Origin of the sequence: Bifidobacterium olomucense, assembly GCF_012932375.1 — a bacterium.
Classification (GTDB): domain Bacteria; phylum Actinomycetota; class Actinomycetes; order Actinomycetales; family Bifidobacteriaceae; genus Bifidobacterium; species Bifidobacterium olomucense.
In genome coordinates this window covers 284074-306794 of record NZ_JAAIIG010000002.1, presented here as the reverse complement: position 1 = coordinate 306794, position 22721 = coordinate 284074, and the positions used below count along the sequence as shown (strand labels likewise).

Sequence of the window (22721 nt, the reverse complement as noted above, 5' to 3'; positions counted from 1 at the left end):
ATGAGTGACGCCAAGGAGAAGAGCTCCGCGCTCTCCGTGGAGGAGCAGGGCATCGACACCATCGCCGAGTCCGACCGCCACGGCAGCCCGAAGGATCTGTTCTGGCCATGGTTCGCCGCAAACATCTCCGTGCTCGCCATGTCGTACGGTGCATGGGCGCTTGGCTTCGGTATTTCGTTCTGGCAGGCGACGCTCGCCGCCATCCTGGGTATTGTCGTCTCGTTCCTGCTGGTGGGCATCGTATCCATCGCCGGCAAGCGCGCCAATGCTCCGACGATGGTCATCACACGCGCTACCTTCGGCGTCGAGGGAGCCAAGGTCCCGTCCGTGCTGAGCTGGATTGCCACACTCGGTTGGGAGATCTCGCTGACCACCACCGCCGTGCTGGCGCTTGCCTCCACATTCCAGCGTCTCGGCTGGGGAACCGGTGCCGCGCCGAAGATCATTTCCACCATCATCGTGGTGGGGCTTGTGGTGGTCGCCGGCATCTTCGGCTACGACCTCATCATGAAAGCGCAGCAGGCCATTACCGTGATCAGCGGTGTGGTGACCATCGGTTTCTTGGTTCTCGGCTGGTCTCACATTGATTTCGCCGCAGTCGGCGCGTCTCAGGCCGGCTCCGCTCCGGCAGTGCTGGGCGCATTCCTGTTCGTCATGACCGGCTTCGGCTTGGGCTGGGTGAACGTGGCAGCCGATTACTCCCGCTATCTGCCGCGCAAGTCCTCCAACGCCGGCATCGTATTCTGGTCCACGTTCGGCGCCTCGCTGGCCCCGGTGCTGCTCGTCATTTACGGTGGTCTGCTGGCCGTATCCAACCAGAAGCTCTCCGAAGCCGTGGGCAATGACCCGATCGGTGCCATGGCTTCCATTCTGCCGACCTGGTACCTTGTGCCGTTCACTCTCGTGGCGGTGCTCGGTCTCATGTCCGGTGCCATTATGGATAACTATTCCAATGGCCTGGCTTTGCTGAGCTTCGGCATCAAGCTGCCGCGCGTGGCCGCCGCCGGATTGACCGCGGCCCTGACTGTGCTTGGCGTGGTCTACGTCACCTTCTTCTCGGATACCTTCATCGGCCCGTTCCAGGGCTTCCTCATCACTCTGGGCGTACCGATGGCCGTGTGGACCGGTCTGTTCATCGCCGATGTGCTGCTGCGCAACAAGGACTACAACACCGAAGACCTATACAAGGCCGATGGTCGCTACGGTGCGTGGAACGTGAAGTCCTTGGTGATTCTCGTGGTCGGCACGTTGCTTGGTTGGGGCCTTGTGGTCAATACCTCCGCCAGCTGGCTCGAATGGCAAGGATACTTCCTTGGACTTTTCGGAGGCAAGGAAGGCGCTTGGGCGTCCGCCAACCTCGGTGTGATCGTGGCCTTGGTGATTGGTTTTGTGGGCGCAGTGCTGTTCCAGCGTGGCGACATCGCAGCTCAGGAAGCACAGGAAGGGGAGAACTGACATGGCAATTCCGTCCGATGAATGGCTGGTCGTCATCGACCGTCAGAAAGTGTTCGCCGAGTCCGACTGGTCCGACTGGGCCTGCCCCGATGGCTCATTCCACACTACTGACGCTCCGTTCGCCGCGCTCGCCAGGGCTTACGGGGATCGTGTAGCCTACACCCGTTACGTGGCACCCACGCCCGCATTGGACGCATGGGTGGACTACTTCAAAGACTGGCCGCAGTTCCTGGTTCCCCCGGATGATCCGATGTACGACTTGACTGAGGATACGGCCGCGCTTGCCGCAGGCCATCCGATTGTGAGCCGTGATACGTTCGGTAAGTGGGGCAGTGCGTTGTCCGAGGCGATCGGCGGGGCCAAGAAGATTGCGCTTGCGGGAGTCGCCACCGACTGCTGTGTGATCACTACCGCATTGGCCGCCGCGGACGCCGGCGTCGCCGTACGTGTGGTGGCTGACGCATGCGCCGGTTCCAGCCCTGAGAACCATCAACGGGCTCTCGATACGATGGCGTTGTTCGCGCCGCTGATCACCATCACCGATTCGGCTGCCGTACTCGGCTGATCGGTGCCTTTCTTGGCTATATGGCCTGCACGCTTGACGTGCAGGCCATATTTTATACCTATCGACACTCGGCAACCGCTGGCATGAACGGTCAGGCATATGTCATGTCTCATATTTCGACGGTTTATCCCCCTTATGGACACGCCAATAATTGCAATACCTGTCAAGCCCCATACCCCCGAAAACAGAGCTGAAGGGTTACAGTAGTACGTCTCTTAACTTTTGGCCCCGATGTTGGTACGAGCGGGAACGAGTGGTGAATATCATGTGTTGTCGATATGAAATTGCTCGGGGGGGGGGTGCTTTTTATGGCATCCTTCCTTCCAGAAATACAAACGCCTGTTATAAGGGCATCTACCGTCGTTCGGCAATCGGGAATCTTCGTATCTTGCTGTGCATAGGGGTTCATGATGGCTAGCGGCAGGTTCACCGACGAGGAGCGCCGATATCTGCGTTCGCTCGCTGCGGTTTCACGAGTCACCGAAACGCGAATCACATATACCATGGCGTTTCGTGAGGAATGCATGCGTCGATATTGGAACGGCGAATCCAGTACCAAGATTTTTCGCGAGGCCGGACTTGGCCCGGAGATCATCGGCCACAAGCGCATCGAACGGTGCATCGCCCGATGGCGCAATGATGGCGTAGCGTCCGGCGCACATAACGATTATCGTCACCGTTCGATGACATCAGGCGTTGAAAACGAATCGCAACTGCGCCAGCGGGTGAAGGAAGACGAACGCATCATCGTGCTGCAGGCACGCAGAATCCAGGCGCTGGAGGACCAGCTCAATCAATTGCATGCGGATTATCGCAAGTTGAGGCGTGCGGGACTATCCGGACGCTCCATCCATACGGACATGCTCGATCAAGATTCCGATGCCGGGACAGGGGCGGAGCGTGCATCATGAGCATTCAGGACATAATCTCTACGCTCCGCAGACGGTGGAGATTCGAGCTGGTGGTGCTGATCGCGGCGGCTGCCGTTATTGCCGTATACCTCTATGTGCAGGTGCCGGTGTATTCCGCGACGACGCGCGTGTACATCAGCTTCAGCGGGGAGGGCGCCGCCGCCGATGGTCCGGTGGATGACACCGGAGCCAGTGAGCCGGCAACTTCGGGCGTAATCGGAGACTCGTCATTCCAATACACGCCAAGCGAATATGTGAACCAGCAGTTGTCGTTGATCCCCGCGCTGGTCACTACGCCGGCTGTGCTGGATGGTGCGGCTGACCAGCTTGGTTTGCCGTCATCCCAAGGACTGGAGAAGAGCCTGAGCGCAGCCGTGTCCGACGGATATTTCGTCACGATCACCGCCACGGACGAGCAGGCGCAGCATGCGGCGGACATCGCGAACGCCGCTGCATCGAGCTTGGCCAGTCAGCTGGCGTCGCCGAATCGCAGCGATACGAACCTGTACATTCCCTCCCACTTGCGATTGTCCATCGTGAACAAGGCCGAGGCGGAAAAGACACCGTCATCTCCGAACACCAAGGCGATCATCGGCGTCGGGGGACTGGCCGCGTGCGCGTTGGCATGTTTCGCCGGCATCGTTCGTGAACTGTGCGACAACAGGATTCGACGGGCATCCGAGGTGCAACGGCTGCTGCACGCGCCATTGTTGGGCACGGTACCCAAGTCGTCATCCTTCCAACCGGGTGTCCCCGTGATCATTCGGTCCTCCGACACCTTGGAGGCGGAGATGATCCGGCGCATCGCCTCCAACCTGACCTTCGTGGTTCCCGATCGCACCGAATTGTCCAATGTGTTCGTCATCGCGTCGTATGGCCCGGGCGAAGGCAAGACGACGCTGTCGATCGAACTGGCGGCGGCATTCGCCGAACAGGGGCGCAGGGTGCTGCTTATCGGCGCGGATTTCCGTCACCCGTCCATCGCGCAGCGGCTTGGCCTGGCCGATGAGGTGGGATTGAGCCACCTGCTGACCGGTCAGGTCGATATGCGCTCCGCCGCAAGACAGTATTGGAAACCGGGATTCCACGTGCTGCCTGCGGGCCGGCGAGTAGCCAACCCCGGAATTCTGATCAACTCCCAATCCATGCGCACCTTGCTGCACGAGGTATCTCGGCAATACGAATGGGTGATCGTGGACGCCGAACCGATGACGGTGGCCAACGATGCCGCCGTATTCGCCAAAGAAGGAGCGAAACTGGTGCTGGTCGCTGGGCGAGGCCTGTCCGATCGTTCCCAGCTGCGGGACATGGACCGCGAATTTGAAATCATCAACGTACAGCCTGTGGGCGTTATCTGGAATTTCGCCGATCAGGACCGTGGGGCGGTGAAAACCCATGACAAATACTACGGAGGGACGAAGCGCCGTAGCGGAAACGAGCGTGAGGCTCATCCCGAGATCGGTCCTATCCCCGAAACCAGAAACGGCCCCACGGTTGCGCCGGCTGACCAATTGGCGGCCGGTGCCTTGACCGGGAGACCATGATGAACACGACGAAGAGGCATGACGGCACGGCAGTCGCTGATCGTGGAGACGCCCGACTGCGTGTACTGATCGTCCAAGAAGCCATGGGCGGTTGCGGACGGCATGTGGCCGATCTGATAGCCGGACTTGACCATTCACGATTCGATGCGACGTTGCTCTATGGCACAGGACGTGTGGATGCGTATTTCAGATCGCGCATTGCACAACTGCAACAGTGCGCCCATCTGATCGGATGCGACGATCTATGCCGGGAAATCGATCCCGTGCGTGATCTGCGGGCGTTTATCGAAACGGTGCGCGTGATTCGTCGTGTCCGTCCGGATATCGTGCATTGCCACAGTACGAAAGGTGGGGCGATAGGGCGTACGGCGGCGTGGCTATGCCGCGTGCCTGCCGTGTTCTATACGCCGCACGCCTATGCGTTTCAATCGCCACAGGTGAAGTCATGGAAACGGCATCTGTATGTGGCGGTGGAGTTGATATTGGCGCGCGTGGCCACTACGCGCACCTTGAATGTGTCCGCCGGGGAACGCCGTGAAGCGTTGAAGCATCGCTTGGGCCGGCCGGACCGATTCCATGTGGTGATCAATGGGTTGACTGACGTCATGTTACCTCACAAAACCGTGATACGGGAGCGGCTTGGTCTGCCTCAGCATGTTCCTATCGTCGGGGTCGTGGCGCGTCTGGTGGACCAGAAATGTCCGATGACGGCGGCACGTATCGCCCAGCGGCTGATTGCGCATGATGCTCACGTACACGTTGCGTTTGTAGGATCCGGTCCGTTGGAATCCGAAGTACGCGCATTCTGCATCGAAAGCGGCATCGAACATAATGTGCATTTTCTCGGTGAACGGGATGACGCTGACCTGATCGTAGGCGCATTCGATGTGTCTCTGCTGTGCTCCTTGTATGAGGGTCTACCGTATTCGCTTATCGAATCGGTTCGTGCCGGTGTGCCGATTGCGGCAAGCGCTGTGACCGGTAACGAAGACGTTGTCCGGGAAGGGGTTAATGGTTGGACGTTCCCGGTGGAGGATGTCGATGCCGGGGCCGCGGCAGTGGAGCGTCTGCTGATGAACCCACCTACAGCGGATGACATTCGTAAGGACTTCAGCACGCGATTCCGCATCGAGAACATGTTGACGGATATTACCGAACAGTATGAGTCGGTGCAGGATAAGGCCGTACGGCACGAATCCATACGGTATGGATCCGCGTCGTCCTCGTTCACAGCAGTCGCGAAATGGAACAAGACACGTTTCGTGACGGAAACGGGGGAGCAATGACGCTGGTCAAGATGTGGTATCGTCTCGTCGGACTGCTGACCAAACTGCTGTATCGACTGATCTATGGTCGCAAAATCCGCTGGGGCAAGGCCGTGCATATGCGTCACGGCTTCCGTGCCACCGTAGACGGTGACGGCCGGATCGTGATCGGCGATGACGTGTTCTTCAACAACGGATGCGCATTGCATGCCATGCGTGAGATTCGTATCGGAGCCGGCACGGTGTTCGGTGAGAATGTGCTCGTCTACGACCACAACCATCGATTTTCCGAACCCCAGATGTCGTTCAAGGATCAGGGATACAGCATTGATCCGGTACGAATCGGTCGTCATTGCTGGATCGGCTCGAACGCGACCATTCTCAAAGGTGTGACCATCGGCGACAATTGCGTGGTCGGGGCCGGCTGCGTCATCGACCATTCCATCCCCTCCGGCTCGCTGGTCAAACTGTCGAAACAGAACGTGATCGAACGCATCGCATTCTCCGCTCCCATTGCCGAAGCTGGCGAACAGGCGAATGGTGCAGATGCCGCCTCCCACGGTGCGGGCCCGGTGCGGGTGCTGGTACTGGACACGGTGATGGATCGCGGCGGCGCGGAAACCATGACAATGAACTATCTGCGTCATATGGATCGCAGCAAAGTCGTATATGACGTGCTCGTCAACCGGCCGTGGCGCGGTGCCTACGAGGATGAGTTCGAAGAGCTTGGCGGTCGAGTCTGGCGCATGTGCCCGATGTACCCGCAAAGCTTCGCCCGGTACAAGCGCGAGTTCAGAGCATTCCTCAAACAGCATCCCGAGTATCGCATCATCCATTCCAATCTTGAGGAGCGCAGCTATTTCCCGTTGCGTATCGCGGCTGAAGAAGGAATTCCGGTGCGTATCGCCCATGCACACAACCGTCCACGTGGTGTTGATGCGAAACTGGTGTTCCGCGAGTATTTCCGTCTGCGTCTGCGCCTAGGCAAATATGCCACGCATCAGTTCGCATGCGGGCGTGAAGCAGGCGAATGGCTGTTCGGCCGCGCCCGGCGCTCGCAGATGACGTTGCTGCACAACGCCATAGACACCGCGCAATATCGGTATGATCCCGACATTGCCGCCCAAGTCAGACGCGAACTCGGCGTCGAGGATTCCGAGATGCTGGTGGTGGGCCATGTCGGCCGGTTCTTCCCCCAGAAGAACCATACGTTCCTATTGGACGTATTCGAGGCCGTGCATCGCATGCACCCGAACAGTGTGCTATGGCTGATCGGTGGCGGCGAACAGGACGACCGGCTCAAGCATGAGATGCGGCGCAAGGCCGAACGTCTCGGCATCGCCGACGCGGTGCGTTTCCTGGGCGTGCGCAGCGATGTGCCACGGCTTATGCAAGGCATGGACGTATTCGTGCTGCCCAGCCTGTATGAAGGACTGCCGGTCACGATGATCGAGGCGCAGACGGCCGGTCTGCCCTGCGTGATTTCCAGCGCTGTGCCCGCCGAATGCGATGTGACCGGTCGAGTGCGTTCGCTGGCATTGTGCGAGCCAGCCGATCGCTGGGCGCAGGTCATTCTTGACCAAGCCGGATCGAACAAGGGCACGTCATGGCGTATTGAAGGAGCTTCTCTGGTGACGCGTGCCGGGTATGACATCGTCTCCAATGCGCGCCGGATGCAGGATTTCTATCTGAAGGCGCTGACCGAAGTGGAAGGCGACCGTGATGAATGATCGGCGTGCCACCCGGTCAATGCGCCCCCAGTACCGGCATGAATACGTGACGACCTCCCATGATCGGCGCGCTCATCGAATGCGTCGATCGGCCGTGGGGGAGCGGATGCGTAACCTGCTTATCATCGGTACTCCGCTGGTGATGGTTGTGGCGAAACTCATGGTCGCATTCGTACTGCCGCCAAAATACTTCTACGACAACAACCGCATTCTTGCCATGTCCACTGGCCAATCCAGCCCATTGGCCGCATGGGGAGGATCGTACCGTATCGCCGCGGATCTGTTCGCTGCAATCAACGTATTCGATATCGATACGATGATCGGCTGGTCGGTGTCCATGGGCGTGATCTTCACTGTGGTGATGCTGTGGCTGATGTTACGCGCCGACGCGCCGGACATGGCGCAGCTGATGTTCCTGCTGGCCACGGTGGGATTGCTGAACATCTACGTGTTCACCATCGGCAAAGACATCATCCAGTTCATGGTTTTCCTGGCTGTGTATCTGGTGCTGACCATGCCGATTCGGCGTACAGCCGTGAGGATTGTGCTCGCCGCGGTGATTCTGTATGCCGAAAGCCTGTTTTTCCGTGCCTATTACGTGCTGATCGCCGCACTGGTGCTGGCCGTGTATGCGATATTGTTCGCATTCCGCGCCAAAAAACAACGGCTGGGGTCGGCTCATGTGGCGGCGATCATTGCACTGATGATTGCTTCCGTAGGGGTGATGCTGGCTGTATCCGCCCGTGTGATGCCTGCTGACTATGCACAAGTGATGACGTTGCGTGATGGCTACGATCAGGTGATGGACGGCAACGCCGATTCCTCCACCTATATACGCAATCTGGTGCCCGGCGAGGGCTTGCCGGTATTCATGGTCAATTATGTGATCAACGCGCTGCGCATGATGGTTCCGGTGGAACTGGCGATGCGCGGAGCATACTATCTGCCGTTCTTCGTATTCCAACTCATGGTGAGCGCATATTTGGTGAATCTGTTGCGTCAGGTCAACGAGATCCGGGACCCGGCGCTGTTGCTCGCCCTATGCGTGTTCCTTGGCTATGTGCTCGCTTCGTTCATCTTCGAGCCTGACTTTGGCTCATGGACGCGCCACGAAGCAGCCACCTTCCCTGTGCTGCATCTGCTGGTGCTGAACCGGTATCAGCAGATGCCGGTCGCCGGGGTGAACAGCTTCTCGACCCGGTACGAGAGAACGGCGGTGCCGCTGGCGATGAAGGGCGGTGAATGATGAGGAAAGAACATTGCGGCATTCGTGAACTGGACCGCCTGATTCGCTCCGACTGCTACCGTTATGCCGGTTCCGTCACCAACGAAGATCTGATACGGACGTGGTTGGTGCAATGGGGATTCCGATACACCCGTCTGCTGCGCAAGGCGCAAGCTCATCGACACGGTCCGGCATATTGCTGGTATCGGCTGCGTCTGCTCGTGGCCTCCCGCAAAACCGGTTTCCAGATCGGCTATGGCGCTCGCATCGGCGCAGGCCTGTTTCTTGGACACCGAGGAACGATCATCGTCAATGAACAGGCTCGGCTGGGCAGCAACGTGAATCTCAGTCCCGGTGTCGTCATCGGGCAGGAGAACCGTGGCAGCCGTCGTGGTGCTCCCGTGCTCGGCAATCGCGTGTGGGTGGGGCCGAACGCGGTGATTGTCGGCGCGGTGCATATCGGCAACGATGTGCTGATCGCGCCGAATGCCTTCGTCAATCGCGATGTACCGGACCACAGCATCGCACTCGGCAATCCGATACAGATCATCGCGCGAGACCGGGCCACCGAGGGGTATTGCCATCATCTTGTGGCTCCAATGGAATCCGACGACCAATACGCGGTCGGGGAGAAGGGCTTGAGATGAACGACTGTAGCGCTTCATGTCGCCGTGCACCGCATATCGCGTTCTTCTCCGGCGACATCACTCGTTCGGGCGGCACTGAGCGCGTCGCCACATGGCTTGCCGGTGCTCTGGCCGAGGCGTTTGATGCGTCTCGTTCCAGTCAGGGCGTCCGTGGTGCCGCCCGGACCCGTATCTCTATCGTGAGCCTGTTCGAGGAACGTGCCGCGCCTGCTTTCCCCATTGATGCCCGCATACGGCGTTTCACGCTCTACCCGGCCGTCTCGCATGGCATATGGCGTTATTTCGCTACTGTGCGGCGGTTGGTCACCCTCGTTCGGCAGCAGCATATCGATGTGCTGATCGACATTGACGGCATTCTTGACATGTACGCGTTGCCGGTAAAACGTCTGGCTGGCGTTCAGGTCATCTCATGGGAGCATTTCAATTGCCTGACCAATCCGGGTGTGCCATACCGCAAGCTGACGCGACGTTGGGCAGCACGCCGGGCCGATGCGATCGTGACGCTCACCGGCACCGACCGTGCGTTGTACGAACGTCGATTCACGCCGCGTTGCCCGGTCGCTGCCATCGCCAATCCAATGCCGGTCGTCACACCGACACCGGTTTACGACGACAGCTCCCGGCTCATCCTCAGTGCCGGACGTCTGACCCGCCAGAAAGGTTTCGACCTGCTCGTGGATGTGGCCGCACGGGTGCTGCCGAAACATTCCGATTGGCGGTGGGTGATTCTCGGCGAGGGCGAGGAGCGGGCGTTGCTTGAGCGGCGCATCGCGGACGCCGACTTGGATGGTCGGCTGATCCTGGCCGGCCGAACGGACGACATGGACGGTTGGATGCGCCGCGCTGCCCTGTTCGTACTCACTTCGCGCTACGAGGGACTGCCGATGGTGTTGCTGGAGGCCAAAGCGTATCGTGTGCCGATCGTCGCGTTCGACTGCCCGACCGGTCCGTCGGACATCGTTGCGGACAATGTGAACGGACGGTTGATCGCGGGGCTGTCGGTGCCGGCAATGGCCGACGCCATGGAGCCGTTGACGGACGACGATGCGCTGCGGCGACGGTTCTCGCAGCATGCGCAGGATGGCGCGGAACGCTTCGATGAATCCATGATTCTTACGCAATGGATGTCGTTACTGCATGATGTTGCGGCGTATGGCGACAAGGAGCGGGAAGGATGAACAGGCAACCGTTGGTCAGCGTCATCGTACCGGTCTATAACGTCGAACGATTCCTCGACCGGTGCATGAGCAGCATTACGTGCCAAACGTACCGCAATATGGAAATCATTCTCATCGATGATGAATCCACGGATGGCAGCTTGCGCGTTTGTGACGAATGGCAGAGGAAGGATGCTCGGGTACGGGTTATCCATAAGAGCAACGGCGGCGTGGCCTCCGCCCGCAATGCCGGACTGGATGCGGCGGCGGGTGAGTATATCGCTTTTGTGGACCCGGACGACATCGCCGAACCCCATATGATGCAGACCATGCTGGGGTTGGCGACATCGCGGAATTGCCAGATGGTGGTCTGCGGCAACCGTAACGTACGGTATGCCAAAGGAGTCTATCGGGAAACCGGACGGCATGCGATGACCATGCCCGCGACGACATCCCACGAACAGATCAGGCCGCATCTTTTCGACATGATGCGGCAGTACTACCTGAATCCGGTGTGGAACAAGCTGTACGAGCGGTCATTCATCGAACGTAACCATGTGCGTTTCGACGAGACGTTCCATGTCGGCGAGGATCAGCTGTTCAATCTGACGCTGATCGTGGCGGCTGATCGTATGGCATGCATCCCTGACTTGCTGTACCGGTATGTGTCTCGTGCGTACAGTCTCTGCAACACTCTGAGTCGGGATCGGTTCCGTAATCGTCGCATAGCGTATGAGGAGACGCTTCGTCTGATAGGCGGATGGGACGATCGATGCGTCAACATGCTTGGAGACCTGTTTGTGTATCAGACGGGCGTCATCGTGGGACGACTGTACGATCCCGCGAACATGCAGATGAGGCACGCGATGATTGCGGAAATCGCACGGGATAAGACCGTATATGATGCCGCGCGGCGATGTCGAAACGCCATGGATCCGGTGACCGTGTTGACGGCGTGGGCGCTGTCGTTGCACAGTCCCGTTGTACTGAGTCTGTATGGTCGGTGCCGGTGGACGCTGCAGCGTGCGATTGAGTGGGCGAGATCATGAGTGATCAGCCTGTGGTAAGCGTGATTATTCCCGTCTATCGTGTGGCGGCGTATCTTGACGAATGCGTCGCCAGCGTTACGGGGCAGACTTACGGCAATCTGGAGATCATTCTCGTGGATGACGGGTCGGACGATGCCTGTCCCGCAATGTGCGACCGGTGGGCGGCGAAGGATGCTCGTATCCGTACCATCCATCAGACGAATCAAGGACTATCCGCCGCACGTAATGCGGGACTGTCCGTATCGCATGGGCAATACGTCGCATTCGTGGACAGCGACGACATCATCGAAGCAACGATGATCGACATGCTGATGGACGATATGAGCCGGTATCGAGCGGATGTCGCGGTATGCGGCCTGCGCGTGGTTTCGGACGACGGAACGACGACGCTGGACGTGCCCCGATATGAGACGTGTCGGTACACCGGTCTGCAGGCCCTTCTCGATCTGCTGTATATCGGTCGGCGTATTCCCGATGCGGCATGGGGGCGGTTGTATCGTCGGGGCGTATTGGAACGAGGATCGGTGCTGCGTTTTCCGGAGGGGTTGACCAGTGAGGACTATTACTTCAACGCCATCGCCTACTACCGAGCGCATACGGTGCATATGAACGAGCGGCCGCTATACCGTTATCGCATCCGTGAACAATCGATTTGCGCCAACTTCGTAGGAACGATCGAGGACAAGATCGACATCGCCGAGCTCACTGGCGAACGGCTGAACGCGGAAGGATACGAGGACACTGCGGCACTTGCACTCTATCGAACAATGCGTTGCTACGACGTGCTGTTCACCTACCTGATGGGAGGCGAATATCCGCAGGAGGTACGGCGGTATGCGCGAGTCATCCGCGGGTATTCGCGTGCGGTATATGCCGACGTCCGGGTTTCCCTGGCACGCAAGGCGAAAATCTGGATGATCGGGCATATGCCGTATTGCTTCAGATGGTGTGCGCGATCATGGCACTCCGCGAGAAGCCTGATGGGCGTGCGGGAGGTTCCCGATGGGCGATAGGCCGATACGCATGGTGTGGTGGGAAATACGTGATCCCATGGACGGCATGGGGCGGTTGCCATATGACAGAGGACGGGAAGGAGTCAGTGGCCGTGAATAGGTGTGTCATCATATTGCCGTACTACGGTCGTCTTCCGAATTACTTCCAGCTGTTTCTGAACTCGTGCGGCACGAACGCAGACTACGACTGGCTGATCTTCACCGATGATCGAACCCCGTACGCGTATCCCGCCAACGTGACGGTTCATTATGAGTCGTTTGCCGATATGCAGGCCCGGGTGCGAGACGCGTTCGCCTTCGCGCCGGAGATGCGGAGCCCGTATAAGCTATGCGATCTGAGACCGATGTACGGCTATCTGTTCCATGACTATGTGAGCGGATATGAGTTCTGGGGACATTGCGATTGTGATCTCATCTTCGGGAAGCTGAGCCATTTCATCACCAGTGACATGCTTGATCGTTACGACAAGCTATTCCCGGTCGGTCACTTGGCGCTGTACCGCAACACTGAAGAAAACAACCGTCGGTTCATGCTGCCGCTGGATGGGCGAAACCTGTATCGCGAAGTGCTGGAATCATCGCGCGGCTTTACTTTCGATGAAAGTTATCTGCCGGCTAACATCAATCGCATCTATCAGACATACGGTTTCCCGATTTACATGCGGGATCGTTCCGGCAATGCGTCGTCCCGGAGCACATCGATTCGACTGACCCGATATGACGACGATCTCAACATGTTCCTGACGGAACCGCCCCTACGCGCGGTATATGAGTGGGACAACGGCACGTTGCGCCGCAGCTTCGTCAGGCTGGGCACGTTCGAACAGCAGGAGCTGATGTACCTGCATTTCCAACGGCGCGCGATGCGTGTTACTTGCAGCATGGATGCGGACAGGTTCCAGATACTGCCGAACTCGTTCGAACCGATGCCTGTGGAACGGGTGAGCGTGGACAATATCCGCTCCGTGCGATGGCGGCGAAGGCTCGACGGATTACGCCACCGTATCGGAATGATCGCAGGTGATGCGCGGTTCTGGTGGAACCGTCTGCGAACGGTGCTCCCCGTTCGTGTTGGGAAAAGGAGACATGATGGCTGCTGACAAACCGATTCGCATCATGCAGTGGGGTATGTTCGGCTCTATCGGAGGCATCGAGCGATTCATGATGGATCTTTACCGCAACATGGACCGCGACCTGGTGCAATTCGATTTTCTTGCGGCTCATGATGCGCCGAAACTGGCCTTCGAAGAGGAGATTGCCGACTATGGGGGCCGGATCTTCCGGGCGCAGTACTCGCAGTCGGAATCGGCGTATCAAGCAAGGCATTCGTTGCTGAAGGTGTACCGCGAGCATCCGGACATTGTCGGAGTGCATGTACATGCTTGCTTCCCTTATGCCTATCCGCTGGCGGTTGCTCGGGAGTGCGGTATTCGGCTGCGGATCCTGCATGCGCATGGGGCCTTCGATGTGCAACCCAAGCTGGATATCCATAGCAGGGTTGCCGCTGCGGTACGTGACCGACTGGTTCGCGGACAGATCGATCGGCATCCCACCCGATATCTGGCATGTTCGGACAGCGCTGCGCGATATATGTTCCCGGGGAAACCGTATCTGTGGGCGAAAAACGGCATCGATGTCGAGCGGTTCGGATTCTCGCCGGACGTTCGGCAGCGGTATCGGCGCAGATATGACATTGGCGAGAGCACGCATGTTCTGGGGTTCTGCGGATATCTGACTGGTCGCAAAAATCCTTTGCTGGCGTTGGAGGTGTTCGCGCATTATCGCAGGATGCAGCCGGATAGCGTGCTGATGATGATAGGTTGCGGCGAGTTGTCCGACAGGCTGGAGCAACGAGTGCGCGAATTGGCGTTGCCGGAACGGTCTGTATTGTTCATGGGCGGTAATCGTGATGACGTCAACTGCCTGTACCAGATGATGGACGGATTTCTGCTGACTTCGTTGTACGAGGGGCTTCCCATGGTGCTGGTGGAGGCGCAGTGTGCGGGGTTGCCGTGTGTGGCGTCGCGTGAGGCGGTGACTGATCAGGCTGCGATCACCGATCTGTTGCGGTTCTGCTCGTTGCAGGATGATGCCCTGATATGGGCGCGGGCGTTGCGTGAGGGTGTTGTTCGGCGGCGCGATCGTGGGTCGTATGCGTCGCGTGTGGCGATGGCCGGTTTTGACATGCGTGCCACCGCGGCGATGCTGCAACGCATCTATCTGACCGAAGGTGGAAGATCATGACTCGTAATGAGCCGTTGCATATCCTTCAGCAGGGAATGACATGGGTACGCGGCGGCGTCGAGCGGTTCATCATGAATCTGTATCGACGGATCGACCGTGATCTGGTGCAGTTCGACTTTCTGATCCCCTACGACATGTCGCCCATGGCGTACGAGGAGGAAGCGCGCGATCTGGGAGGAAGAATATTCCGCGCCATCTACCCGGCCCGCCGTGCCCCATGGCGCGCCGAGAGGGAGTTGCGGCGTCTGTTCGCCGAGCATCCGGAGATCGGCGGCATACATATGAACGTCTGCTTCCCCTATGTGTATCCGCTGGCGGTGGCAGCGAAAAGCGGCGTGAGCCTGCGCATCCTGCATTCGCATGAGGGCGACGGCTTCTTCGAGAATCAGCATCAGGGATGGCGTGCCCGATTGGTCGAACGTCAGGTGCATCGGTATCCGACCAGATACTTTGCTTGCTCGGACAATGCGGCGTATCTGTTCCCCGGCAAGGCATATACATGGGTGAAGAACGGCATTGATACCGATCGTTTTCGCTTTGATGAAACGGCACGGCATATGGTCCGTGCTTGGTTCGGCATACCGGACGGCGTACACGTCATCGGGTTCTGCGGACATCTGAACAATCGCAAGAATCCACTGTTCGCTTTGGATGTGTTTGCGGCGTATCGCCGAATGGAACCGAAAAGCGTGTTCATCATTATCGGGCAAGGCGAACTGGAAGGTGAATTGCGCCGCAGGATATCGGCGATAGGTTTGCCTGAAGGCTCTGTGTTGATGCTTGGTGGGGGACGCGCGGACATGCATGAGCTGTATCAGGCGATGGATGGATTTGTGATGCCGTCCACCCTTGAAGGTCTGCCGTTCGTGCTGGTGGAGGCGCGGTGTGCGGGGTTGCCGTGTGTGGCGTCGCGTGAGGCGGTGACTGATCAGGCTGCGATCACCGATCTGTTGCGGTTCTGCTCGTTGCAGGATGATGCCCTGATATGGGCGCGGGCGTTGCGTGAGGGTGTTGTTCGGCGGCGCGATCGTGGGTCGTATGCGTCGCGTGTGGCGATGGCCGGTTTTGACATGCGTGCCACCGCGGCGATGCTGCAGCACATCTATCTGACCGAAGGCGGAAGATCATGAACGATCGAGACGACGAACGCCGTCGTCTGGTGATCAGCATGACGGCGACGATCATCGCGTTTCTTGTGCAACTCGGTGTGAACTTCCTGCTCACACCGTACATCATCGCCACGCTTGGGGCGGAGGCGTACGGATTCATCCCACTGGTGAACAACCTCATCGGCTATGCAGGGATTCTTACCAGCGCGTTGAACGCGATGGCCGGACGATTCATCGGCGTCGCCTACAACCGTGGCGACATTGCAAAGGCCAACGAGTACTTCAGCTCGGTGATGATTGCCGATATGGCGCTCGCCATCGCATTCGCCGTGCCGTATGCGCTGATCGTCATGTTCCCGCAAACCGTGATGAACATTCCGTCGAATCTGGTGGAGGATGTGCGTCTGACCTTCCTGTTTTGCGCCATCGGCATGGAATTCGCACTGGTCACGTCCGTGTATGGCGGCGTGTATTACATCAGCGACCGGCTCGACCGCAACGCGGTGCGCAATATAGAAGGCAATGTGCTGCGCGTCGGCGTGCTGTTGGTGCTGTTCTGCCTGTGGAAGCCGATGCTCTGCTTCGTCGCCGCGTCCATGCTGGCGCTCAACCTGTACCAGTGCGTGGCCAACGTGTACTACACGCGCAGACTGACGCCGCAGTTGGCGGTGCGCCGGTCGTCGTTCCGTATGCGCGCGGTTCGTGAACTGGTGAGTTCCGGCGTATGGAATTCGGTCGATTCGGCGAGCTATACGCTGCTGATAGCGTTGGATATCTTTCTGGCCAACCGTTTTCTGGGGGCGCTGGTGGCCGGGCAATATTCCATCGCCAAAACCATGCCGCAGTTCATGACGAACGTGGCCTCGATGCTCTCCTCGGTATTCGCTCCACGTGTGCTCCGCCTGTACGCCCAGGACAGACGGGATGACATGGCCTGTTCTCTGGACCGCGCCATTCGGTTCATGGGATTGACGTTGTCGTTGCCCTGCGGGTTCCTCATCGTATACGGCACGGACTTCTTCCGCCTATGGGCCCCCGGCGAAGACGCCGGATGGCTGCAGTCGATGGGCGTAGTCTCCCTGCTCGCCATGCTGCTCGGCAGCTGCGGGCGTCCCATAAGCAACGTATATACGGCGATGAACAAGGTGAAGGTGCCGTCGTTGATGTTTCTGACGTGCGGCGTACTCAACATCGTGCTGGTGATCCCGATGCTGATGTGGACCGATTGGGGCATCTGGTCGATCATCATCGTGGCCGCCGTACTTGACACGGCCAAGAACATGGTTGCGTTACCGCTGTACGCATCGTGGTGCATGGAAATCCCGGCGAAGCACGTGTTCTCCGCCGAGGTGAGGGGACTGGCCACATTGCCCATCATGCTTGCGGTGACGGTGCTATGCCGTGCCTTCATCCCCGCGCGCAGTTGGGCCATGCTGGTGGCAACGGCGTTGGGCTGTGCGGTGGTGGCGAGCGTGCCATGCGCGTTCGCGGTGTTGCGCCGTGAGGAGCGTGCACGGATATGGAAACTGGCATGCGGATTCGTAACGCCGAGGCACGATGTCGATGAATGGGGCGGGCGGCGATGAACAAGCGTATTGCGGTATGCGGTTGCCACCGTATGCGAGGCGGCACGGAAATGGCGATGTTCAGAATGATGTCGTTATTATGCCGGCAAGGATGCGACGTGGTGTTCGTGACGCGAGCAAATGTCAAGGTGATAGGGGACCTGTTGCCCAAAGGTGCGACGGTGGCATATGTCCGCGCCGATAGCATGCTGAGTCGTTTCCTCGGCACATTGCTGATGAAGGGAGAGCATCCGGAATGGTGGATGCGTCTGATGCGCAAGACGTTGCATCTGCTGAGCGGCAAACGGAACCGTCTGGCGTTCGAATACGCTGGAAGACACCTGACTGGAATTCCTGCAGGACCTTTTGACGCCGTGCTGGATTTCGAAGGATATGACAATATCAACACCATCATCGGCGGGCATATCAGTGCACCGGTTCATGCAACATGGGTACACAATGAGGATGTGGACCTGAAGGACACGTATAGGTGCTTGGCAAGATGCTATGACCGTATTTTCTGCGTATCGAATACGGTATTGGATGCATTCACTCGGCGGTACCCGCATCTTGCCGAGCGTGCCCGCGTGCTGCGCAATCCCGTTGATGCTAATAAAGTCCGTCGTAAGGCGATGCTTGCTGTGACGCCGCCGCCAACGCGGACGAGCGCCGCGGCATTGCGAATCGTAACCGTCTGCAGACTGGTGCGGGAGAAGAATCTTGCATTGAGCGTGCGCATCGCCGCCGCATTGCGTGAACGTGGTTTGTCGTTCCTGTGGGAGGTGTATGGCGAGGGAGTGAGCCGTGATGAACTGCAGATCCTGATCGACGGACTCGGGCTCAACGAACGATTCATATTGCGCGGAGAGGTGCGCAATCCGTATCCATATATGAAACAGGCCGACGTGTACGTGCAGACTTCGCGGTGTGAAGGATTCGGCTTGACGGTGCAGGAGGCGAAGATTCTGGGGGTTCCTGCGGTCGTCACCGATATTCCGGCATTCCGCGAGCAGATCGTCGATGGACAGACGGGATTCATTCGTGCCGCTGATGCGGAGTCGTTTGCCGATGTGATTATCCGTCTGGCCGACCATCCTGAGGAGCGGCAGCGCATAACGGAAAACCTTGCGGCGTTGGATTGGACGGATGCGCAGAACGAATCGCCGCTCTTCGAATTGCTGGGATTGCGCTAAGCCACGAGTCAAGCCATGATACCGGCTTGGCGCCGGGTCATATGCTCGATGAATGCGACAATCGGCGACAGTTTCCAGCGCATCAGTTGCCAGCGTAGACGTGTGCCTAAAGGCAGTCGTGATACATCAATGTGTGTGGCGAACGATTGCGCCAGTGAGTTGACATACCGTGCTTGCGTGGCACTGTCGTCATTGTGTCGATATGAGGAGCGATCTCGCAGCAGGGTGTAATGGCATGCGATGAGGATTTCAAAATAACGGCAACGGATATCCATGGCGTCGTTTTCCGGCAATCCAAGGTCATCGACCGTCTTGAGTATCCTCGTGCAATTCAGAATGGACCCTTGGGTGATGGCTGGATTGTTGCCGTCCATGGTCGAGCCTGCGCGTATGCGATATTGGTAGACGCTGACGGGCAAGTATACGAGCCGCGAACCGTTGGCCATGGCCCGATAGGTGGTGGCAGCGTCTTCCATGACCTGACCTTCGGGAAACCGTACATGGTACGGTCCGTTATAGAGCGTGCTTTTGGCCGCATACGACCACGGGAATGACTCCAGTCGGTTGGTGAGTATCAGGACAAGGGCTTGTTCCCTGTTGAGCGTGACGATGGTGTCATACCGGTTATGCGGGGCATGCCGCTCGATCGGCCGCCCGTTTTGGTCGATATGACTGAACCGAATCGTGGCCATGTCTGCGTCATGGTCCTCCATGCCGCGTACCAGAGTCTCTACGTACTTGCGGTTCGGTATGTCATCCGCGTCCACAAAACAGATGTATTCGCCTTGCGCGCGGTCAAGTCCCGCATTGCGTGCCGCGCTTTGCCCCCGGTTGGTCTGATGGATCACATGTACACGTTCATCTCTCGCGGCGTACACGTCGCAGATCGCCGCCGACCCGTCCGTCGATCCGTCGTCGATCAGCATAATCTCCAGAGTCTGATAAGTCTGGCCAATCAATGCGTCCAAACAAGCCGGCAGATATCGCTCGACGTTGTACACCGGAACAATCACGCTGACGAGATCCCGTGGCACGCTCGACGGCGCGTGCTGTGTACTGTTGAGGGATTCCACGGACGGCGTGACATGTTCCATAGCATGCAATCTATGATGCGGCTGATATTTTCAGGGGTGTACCCCGTCCGGTGACCCTGTCGAGCCTGAACGGAATGGACCATATGCCGGGTTGCGCCAAAGGGTGGGACAATGAGAGTCCGTCGCAACGTGTGGGTATGCTTGTGCCGGTTTGTGTGTGAATGCAGGTAGAACCAAATACACGTACTGAAGAATTACGCAAGCAACGACAATCGATATTAAGAGAGGTTTCGATGGCGGTTCGTGGTGATATTCGAAATGTGGCTATTGTGGCACACGTCGATCACGGCAAGACCACGCTGGTGAACGCGATGCTCCAGCAGTCCCACGTGTTCAACGAGCGTGAGGAAGTGCCGGACCGTGTAATGGACTCCAACGATCTGGAACGCGAGAAGGGCATCACCATTCTGGCCAAGAACACGGCCGTGGAATACACCGGTCCGCTGGCCGCCAAGTATGGTCACCCGGAAGGCATCACCCTCAACATCATCGATACCCCCGGCCACGCTGACTTCGGTGGCGAGGTGGAGCGCGGTATCTCCATGGTCGATGGCGTCGTCCTGCTGGTGGACGCCTCCGAAGGCCCTCTGCCGCAGACTCGTTTCGTGCTGCGCAAGGCTCTGGAAGCCAAGCTGCCTGTCATCCTGTGCGTGAACAAGGTGGACCGTCCGGATGCCCGTATCTCCGAGGTTGTGGGGGAGACCTCCGACCTGCTGCTCGGTCTGGCCGACGACGTGCAGCACGAGGGCATCGACCTGAACCTCGACCAGCTGCTCGAAATGCCGGTCATCTACTGCGCCGCCAAGGCCGGTTACGCTTCCGTGAACCAGCCTGCCGACGGAGGCCTGCCGGACAACGACAACCTTGAGCCGCTGTTCGAGGCCATCATCTCCAACATTCCGGCTCCGGAATACGAGGAAGGCGCTCCGCTGCAGGCTCACGTGGCCAACATCGACTCCTCCGACTTCCTCGGCCGACTCGGTCTGGTCCGCATCTACAACGGCACTTTGGAGAAGGGCAAGACCTACGGCCTGTCCCGTGTGGACGGCTCTCTGGAGAACTTCCGTGTCTCCGAGCTGCTGCGTACCCAGGGCCTTGAGCGTATCCCGGTCGCTTCCGCGGGTCCCGGCGATATCGTGGCCGTCGCCGGCGTCAACGACATCATGATCGGCGAGACCATCGTCGACCCGAACGACCCGAAGCCGCTGCCGCTTATCCACGTGGACGATCCGGCCATCTCCATGACCTTCGGCGTCAACGACTCCCCGCTGGCCGGCACCGAAGGCAAGGACCACAAGCTCACCGCCCGTATGATCAAGGATCGTCTCGATCGCGAGCTCATCGGCAACGTGTCCATCAAGGTACTGCCCACCGATCGTCCGGACGCCTGGGAGGTTCAGGGCCGTGGTGAGCTGGCTTTGGCCGTGCTCGCCGAGCAGATGCGTCGTGAGGGCTACGAGCTGACCGTCGGCCGCCCACAGGTGGTCACCAAGAAGATCGACGGCGTGGTCAACGAGCCGATGGAAAACACCACCATCGACGTGCCGGAAGAGTACATGGGTACCGTCACCCAGCTCATGGCCGACCGCAAGGGCCGTATGGACGGCATGACCAACCACGGCTCCGGCTGGGTCCGTCTGCAGTTCACCGTGCCGTCCCGTGGTCTGATCGGCTTCCGCACCGCACTGTTGTCCGCAACGCGCGGCACCGGCATCTCCTCCTCCATCTCCGCGGGCTACGCACCGTGGGCCGGCGAGATCACCATCCGTCAGAACGGCTCCATGGTTTCCGACCGTAAGGGTGTGGCCACCCCGTACGCCATGCAGCGTCTGCAGGCTCGCGGCAACTTCTTCGTCGAGCCGCAGTCTCCGGTCTACGAGGGTCAGGTCGTGGGTGTGAACAACAAGCCCGACGAGCTGGATGTGAACATCACGCTGGCCAAGCACATGACCAACATGCGTTCCTCCACCGCCGACGTGCTGGAAACCCTCACCCCGCCGATCAAGATGAGCCTTGAGGAGTCTCTGGACTTCGCCAACGAGGACGAGTGCGTGGAAGTGACCCCGGAGTCCATCCGCGTGCGCAAGATCATCCTCGGCCGCGAGGATTGGTACAAGTGGCGCGCCAAGCAGCGTCGTCAGAATAATCAGAACAAGTAGTTCTAATTATTCTGACGACCTTCGCGGATGCCTTGTGGTGGCATCCGCTCACCTCGCCTAAGGAAAGCCCACTGGGCTTTCCGTTGAACGGCTCGGCAGAATAACCAGAAACAAGTAATTTGATTGTTCCGATACATGTTCCGGCTCCCCTCATTCAGGGGAGCCGGTGTGTTTGTGACATAGTATGGGGCATATGAGTATCAGCAGCATGGAATCACTGCCTTGGTCGCATAGGCAGGGTGCATTGGTCAAATCGTTGATCACGATGTTGGCCGGCGCGCTTGCCGCATTTGTGGGAACGTTCGCGCACCGTATGGGCGCTTCCGCCAATATTCCCTATGGTCTGGTTCTTGCGTTCCTGCTCATCATGCTGTCCACATGGTGCGCTCGTTCACGTATGGGGACCGTCGGCCTCGCGCTGCATCTGATCGCATCATCCGCAACCGCTTGGGGGCTGGCCTTGACCACAACATCCGGCAATGCGTTGATCGTGGCGGGATTCCAAAGCGAGATGCCTTTCTTCTCCCAACATGCCGGGTATATCTGGCTATACGGCCTCGTCTTGGTTCAGGTTGCCATGCTGGTGCTGCCCGCACGCTGGTTCACCATCCCCGCAAAGCGCTCCCGCTGATAGGATCCCGTCCTCCCTTGCCTAAGCACACTTTTCGCGCGAAATGTACGTTCGAGGGCGTTAAACCGGTCCATGAGCGCTCTTTTCGTGCGAAAAGTATGTTTGAGGATACTGAACCGGCCCGTGCATGCTCTTTTCGTGCGAAATGTGCGTTCGAAGGTACTA

Annotated in this window: 19 protein-coding genes; 18 read left to right on the top strand and 1 reads right to left on the bottom strand. The window is 58.8% G+C overall.

Annotation, left to right across the window (positions count from 1 at the left end; all coding sequences use genetic code 11):
• From G1C97_RS03255 to G1C97_RS03175, 16 genes are all read left to right on the top strand, one after another.
• Nucleotides 1–1455 carry a purine-cytosine permease family protein gene (locus G1C97_RS03255; RefSeq protein ID WP_169240512.1) on the top strand — a complete coding sequence of 485 codons (1455 nt, stop codon included), beginning with the start codon at nt 1–3 and terminating at the stop codon, nt 1453–1455.
• Between the two features lies 1 nt (nt 1456).
• Complete coding sequence (locus G1C97_RS03250) at nt 1457–2020, top strand: isochorismatase family protein (RefSeq protein WP_169240511.1); 564 nt, start codon at nt 1457–1459, stop codon at nt 2018–2020.
• 407 nt (nt 2021–2427) lie between these two features.
• Entirely contained in the window at nt 2428–2931 is a 504-nt protein-coding gene (locus G1C97_RS12080; RefSeq protein WP_205832501.1) for an HTH domain-containing protein, read from the top strand.
• Nucleotides 2928–4475, top strand: a complete 1548-nt coding sequence (locus G1C97_RS03240; protein ID WP_169240510.1) for a tyrosine-protein kinase domain-containing protein — start codon at nt 2928–2930, stop codon at nt 4473–4475. The genes G1C97_RS12080 and G1C97_RS03240 overlap by 4 nt, the downstream gene beginning before the upstream one ends.
• A complete protein-coding gene (locus G1C97_RS03235; protein ID WP_169240509.1) occupies nt 4472–5761 on the top strand; it encodes a glycosyltransferase in 1290 nt (429 codons plus the stop codon). Before G1C97_RS03240 ends, G1C97_RS03235 begins: the two co-directional genes overlap by 4 nt.
• Nucleotides 5758–7470 (top strand): glycosyltransferase, encoded by a 1713-nt coding sequence (locus G1C97_RS03225; RefSeq protein ID WP_277348141.1) that lies wholly within the window; start codon nt 5758–5760, stop codon nt 7468–7470. The genes G1C97_RS03235 and G1C97_RS03225 overlap by 4 nt, the downstream gene beginning before the upstream one ends.
• A complete protein-coding gene (locus G1C97_RS03220) occupies nt 7463–8716 on the top strand; it encodes a hypothetical protein (RefSeq protein WP_169240508.1) in 1254 nt (417 codons plus the stop codon). The genes G1C97_RS03225 and G1C97_RS03220 overlap by 8 nt, the downstream gene beginning before the upstream one ends.
• The gene (locus G1C97_RS03215; protein ID WP_169240507.1) at nt 8713–9342 is read left to right on the top strand and encodes a serine acetyltransferase; all 630 of its coding nucleotides are present in this window, start codon (nt 8713–8715) and stop codon (nt 9340–9342) included. The genes G1C97_RS03220 and G1C97_RS03215 overlap by 4 nt, the downstream gene beginning before the upstream one ends.
• A complete protein-coding gene (locus G1C97_RS03210) occupies nt 9339–10520 on the top strand; it encodes a glycosyltransferase family 4 protein (protein ID WP_169240506.1) in 1182 nt (393 codons plus the stop codon). The genes G1C97_RS03215 and G1C97_RS03210 overlap by 4 nt, the downstream gene beginning before the upstream one ends.
• A complete protein-coding gene (locus G1C97_RS03205) occupies nt 10517–11548 on the top strand; it encodes a glycosyltransferase (protein ID WP_169240505.1) in 1032 nt (343 codons plus the stop codon). Before G1C97_RS03210 ends, G1C97_RS03205 begins: the two co-directional genes overlap by 4 nt.
• A complete protein-coding gene (locus tag G1C97_RS03200; RefSeq protein WP_169240504.1) occupies nt 11545–12561 on the top strand; it encodes a glycosyltransferase family 2 protein in 1017 nt (338 codons plus the stop codon). Before G1C97_RS03205 ends, G1C97_RS03200 begins: the two co-directional genes overlap by 4 nt.
• Before the next feature lie 92 nt (nt 12562–12653).
• Nucleotides 12654–13661 carry a DUF6625 family protein gene (locus tag G1C97_RS03195; RefSeq protein WP_169240503.1) on the top strand — a complete coding sequence of 336 codons (1008 nt, stop codon included), beginning with the start codon at nt 12654–12656 and terminating at the stop codon, nt 13659–13661.
• A complete protein-coding gene (locus G1C97_RS03190; protein WP_169240502.1) occupies nt 13648–14805 on the top strand; it encodes a glycosyltransferase in 1158 nt (385 codons plus the stop codon). The genes G1C97_RS03195 and G1C97_RS03190 overlap by 14 nt, the downstream gene beginning before the upstream one ends.
• Entirely contained in the window at nt 14802–15935 is a 1134-nt protein-coding gene (locus tag G1C97_RS03185) for a glycosyltransferase (protein ID WP_169240501.1), read from the top strand. The genes G1C97_RS03190 and G1C97_RS03185 overlap by 4 nt, the downstream gene beginning before the upstream one ends.
• A complete protein-coding gene (locus G1C97_RS03180) occupies nt 15932–17500 on the top strand; it encodes an oligosaccharide flippase family protein (protein WP_169240500.1) in 1569 nt (522 codons plus the stop codon). Before G1C97_RS03185 ends, G1C97_RS03180 begins: the two co-directional genes overlap by 4 nt.
• A 50-nt stretch (nt 17501–17550) precedes the next feature.
• Nucleotides 17551–18672, top strand: a complete 1122-nt coding sequence (locus G1C97_RS03175; RefSeq protein WP_169240499.1) for a glycosyltransferase — start codon at nt 17551–17553, stop codon at nt 18670–18672.
• A gap of 8 nt (nt 18673–18680) precedes the next feature.
• Here the strand turns inward: G1C97_RS03175 and G1C97_RS03170 are convergent, their stop codons facing one another.
• On the bottom strand, nt 18681–19766 hold the full coding sequence (locus G1C97_RS03170) for a glycosyltransferase family 2 protein (RefSeq protein WP_169240498.1): 1086 nt from the start codon (nt 19764–19766) through the stop codon (nt 18681–18683).
• A gap of 233 nt (nt 19767–19999) precedes the next feature.
• Between G1C97_RS03170 and typA the strand changes: the two genes are divergently transcribed.
• Together typA and G1C97_RS03160 are read left to right on the top strand one after the other, a co-directional pair.
• Nucleotides 20000–21925 (top strand): translational GTPase TypA, encoded by a 1926-nt coding sequence (typA, locus tag G1C97_RS03165; protein WP_169240497.1) that lies wholly within the window; start codon nt 20000–20002, stop codon nt 21923–21925.
• Nucleotides 21926–22118: 193 nt separating this feature from the next.
• Nucleotides 22119–22556, top strand: coding sequence for an alcohol dehydrogenase (locus tag G1C97_RS03160; RefSeq protein ID WP_169240496.1), 438 nt, complete (start codon nt 22119–22121; stop codon nt 22554–22556).
• Nucleotides 22557–22721 lie beyond the last annotated feature (165 nt).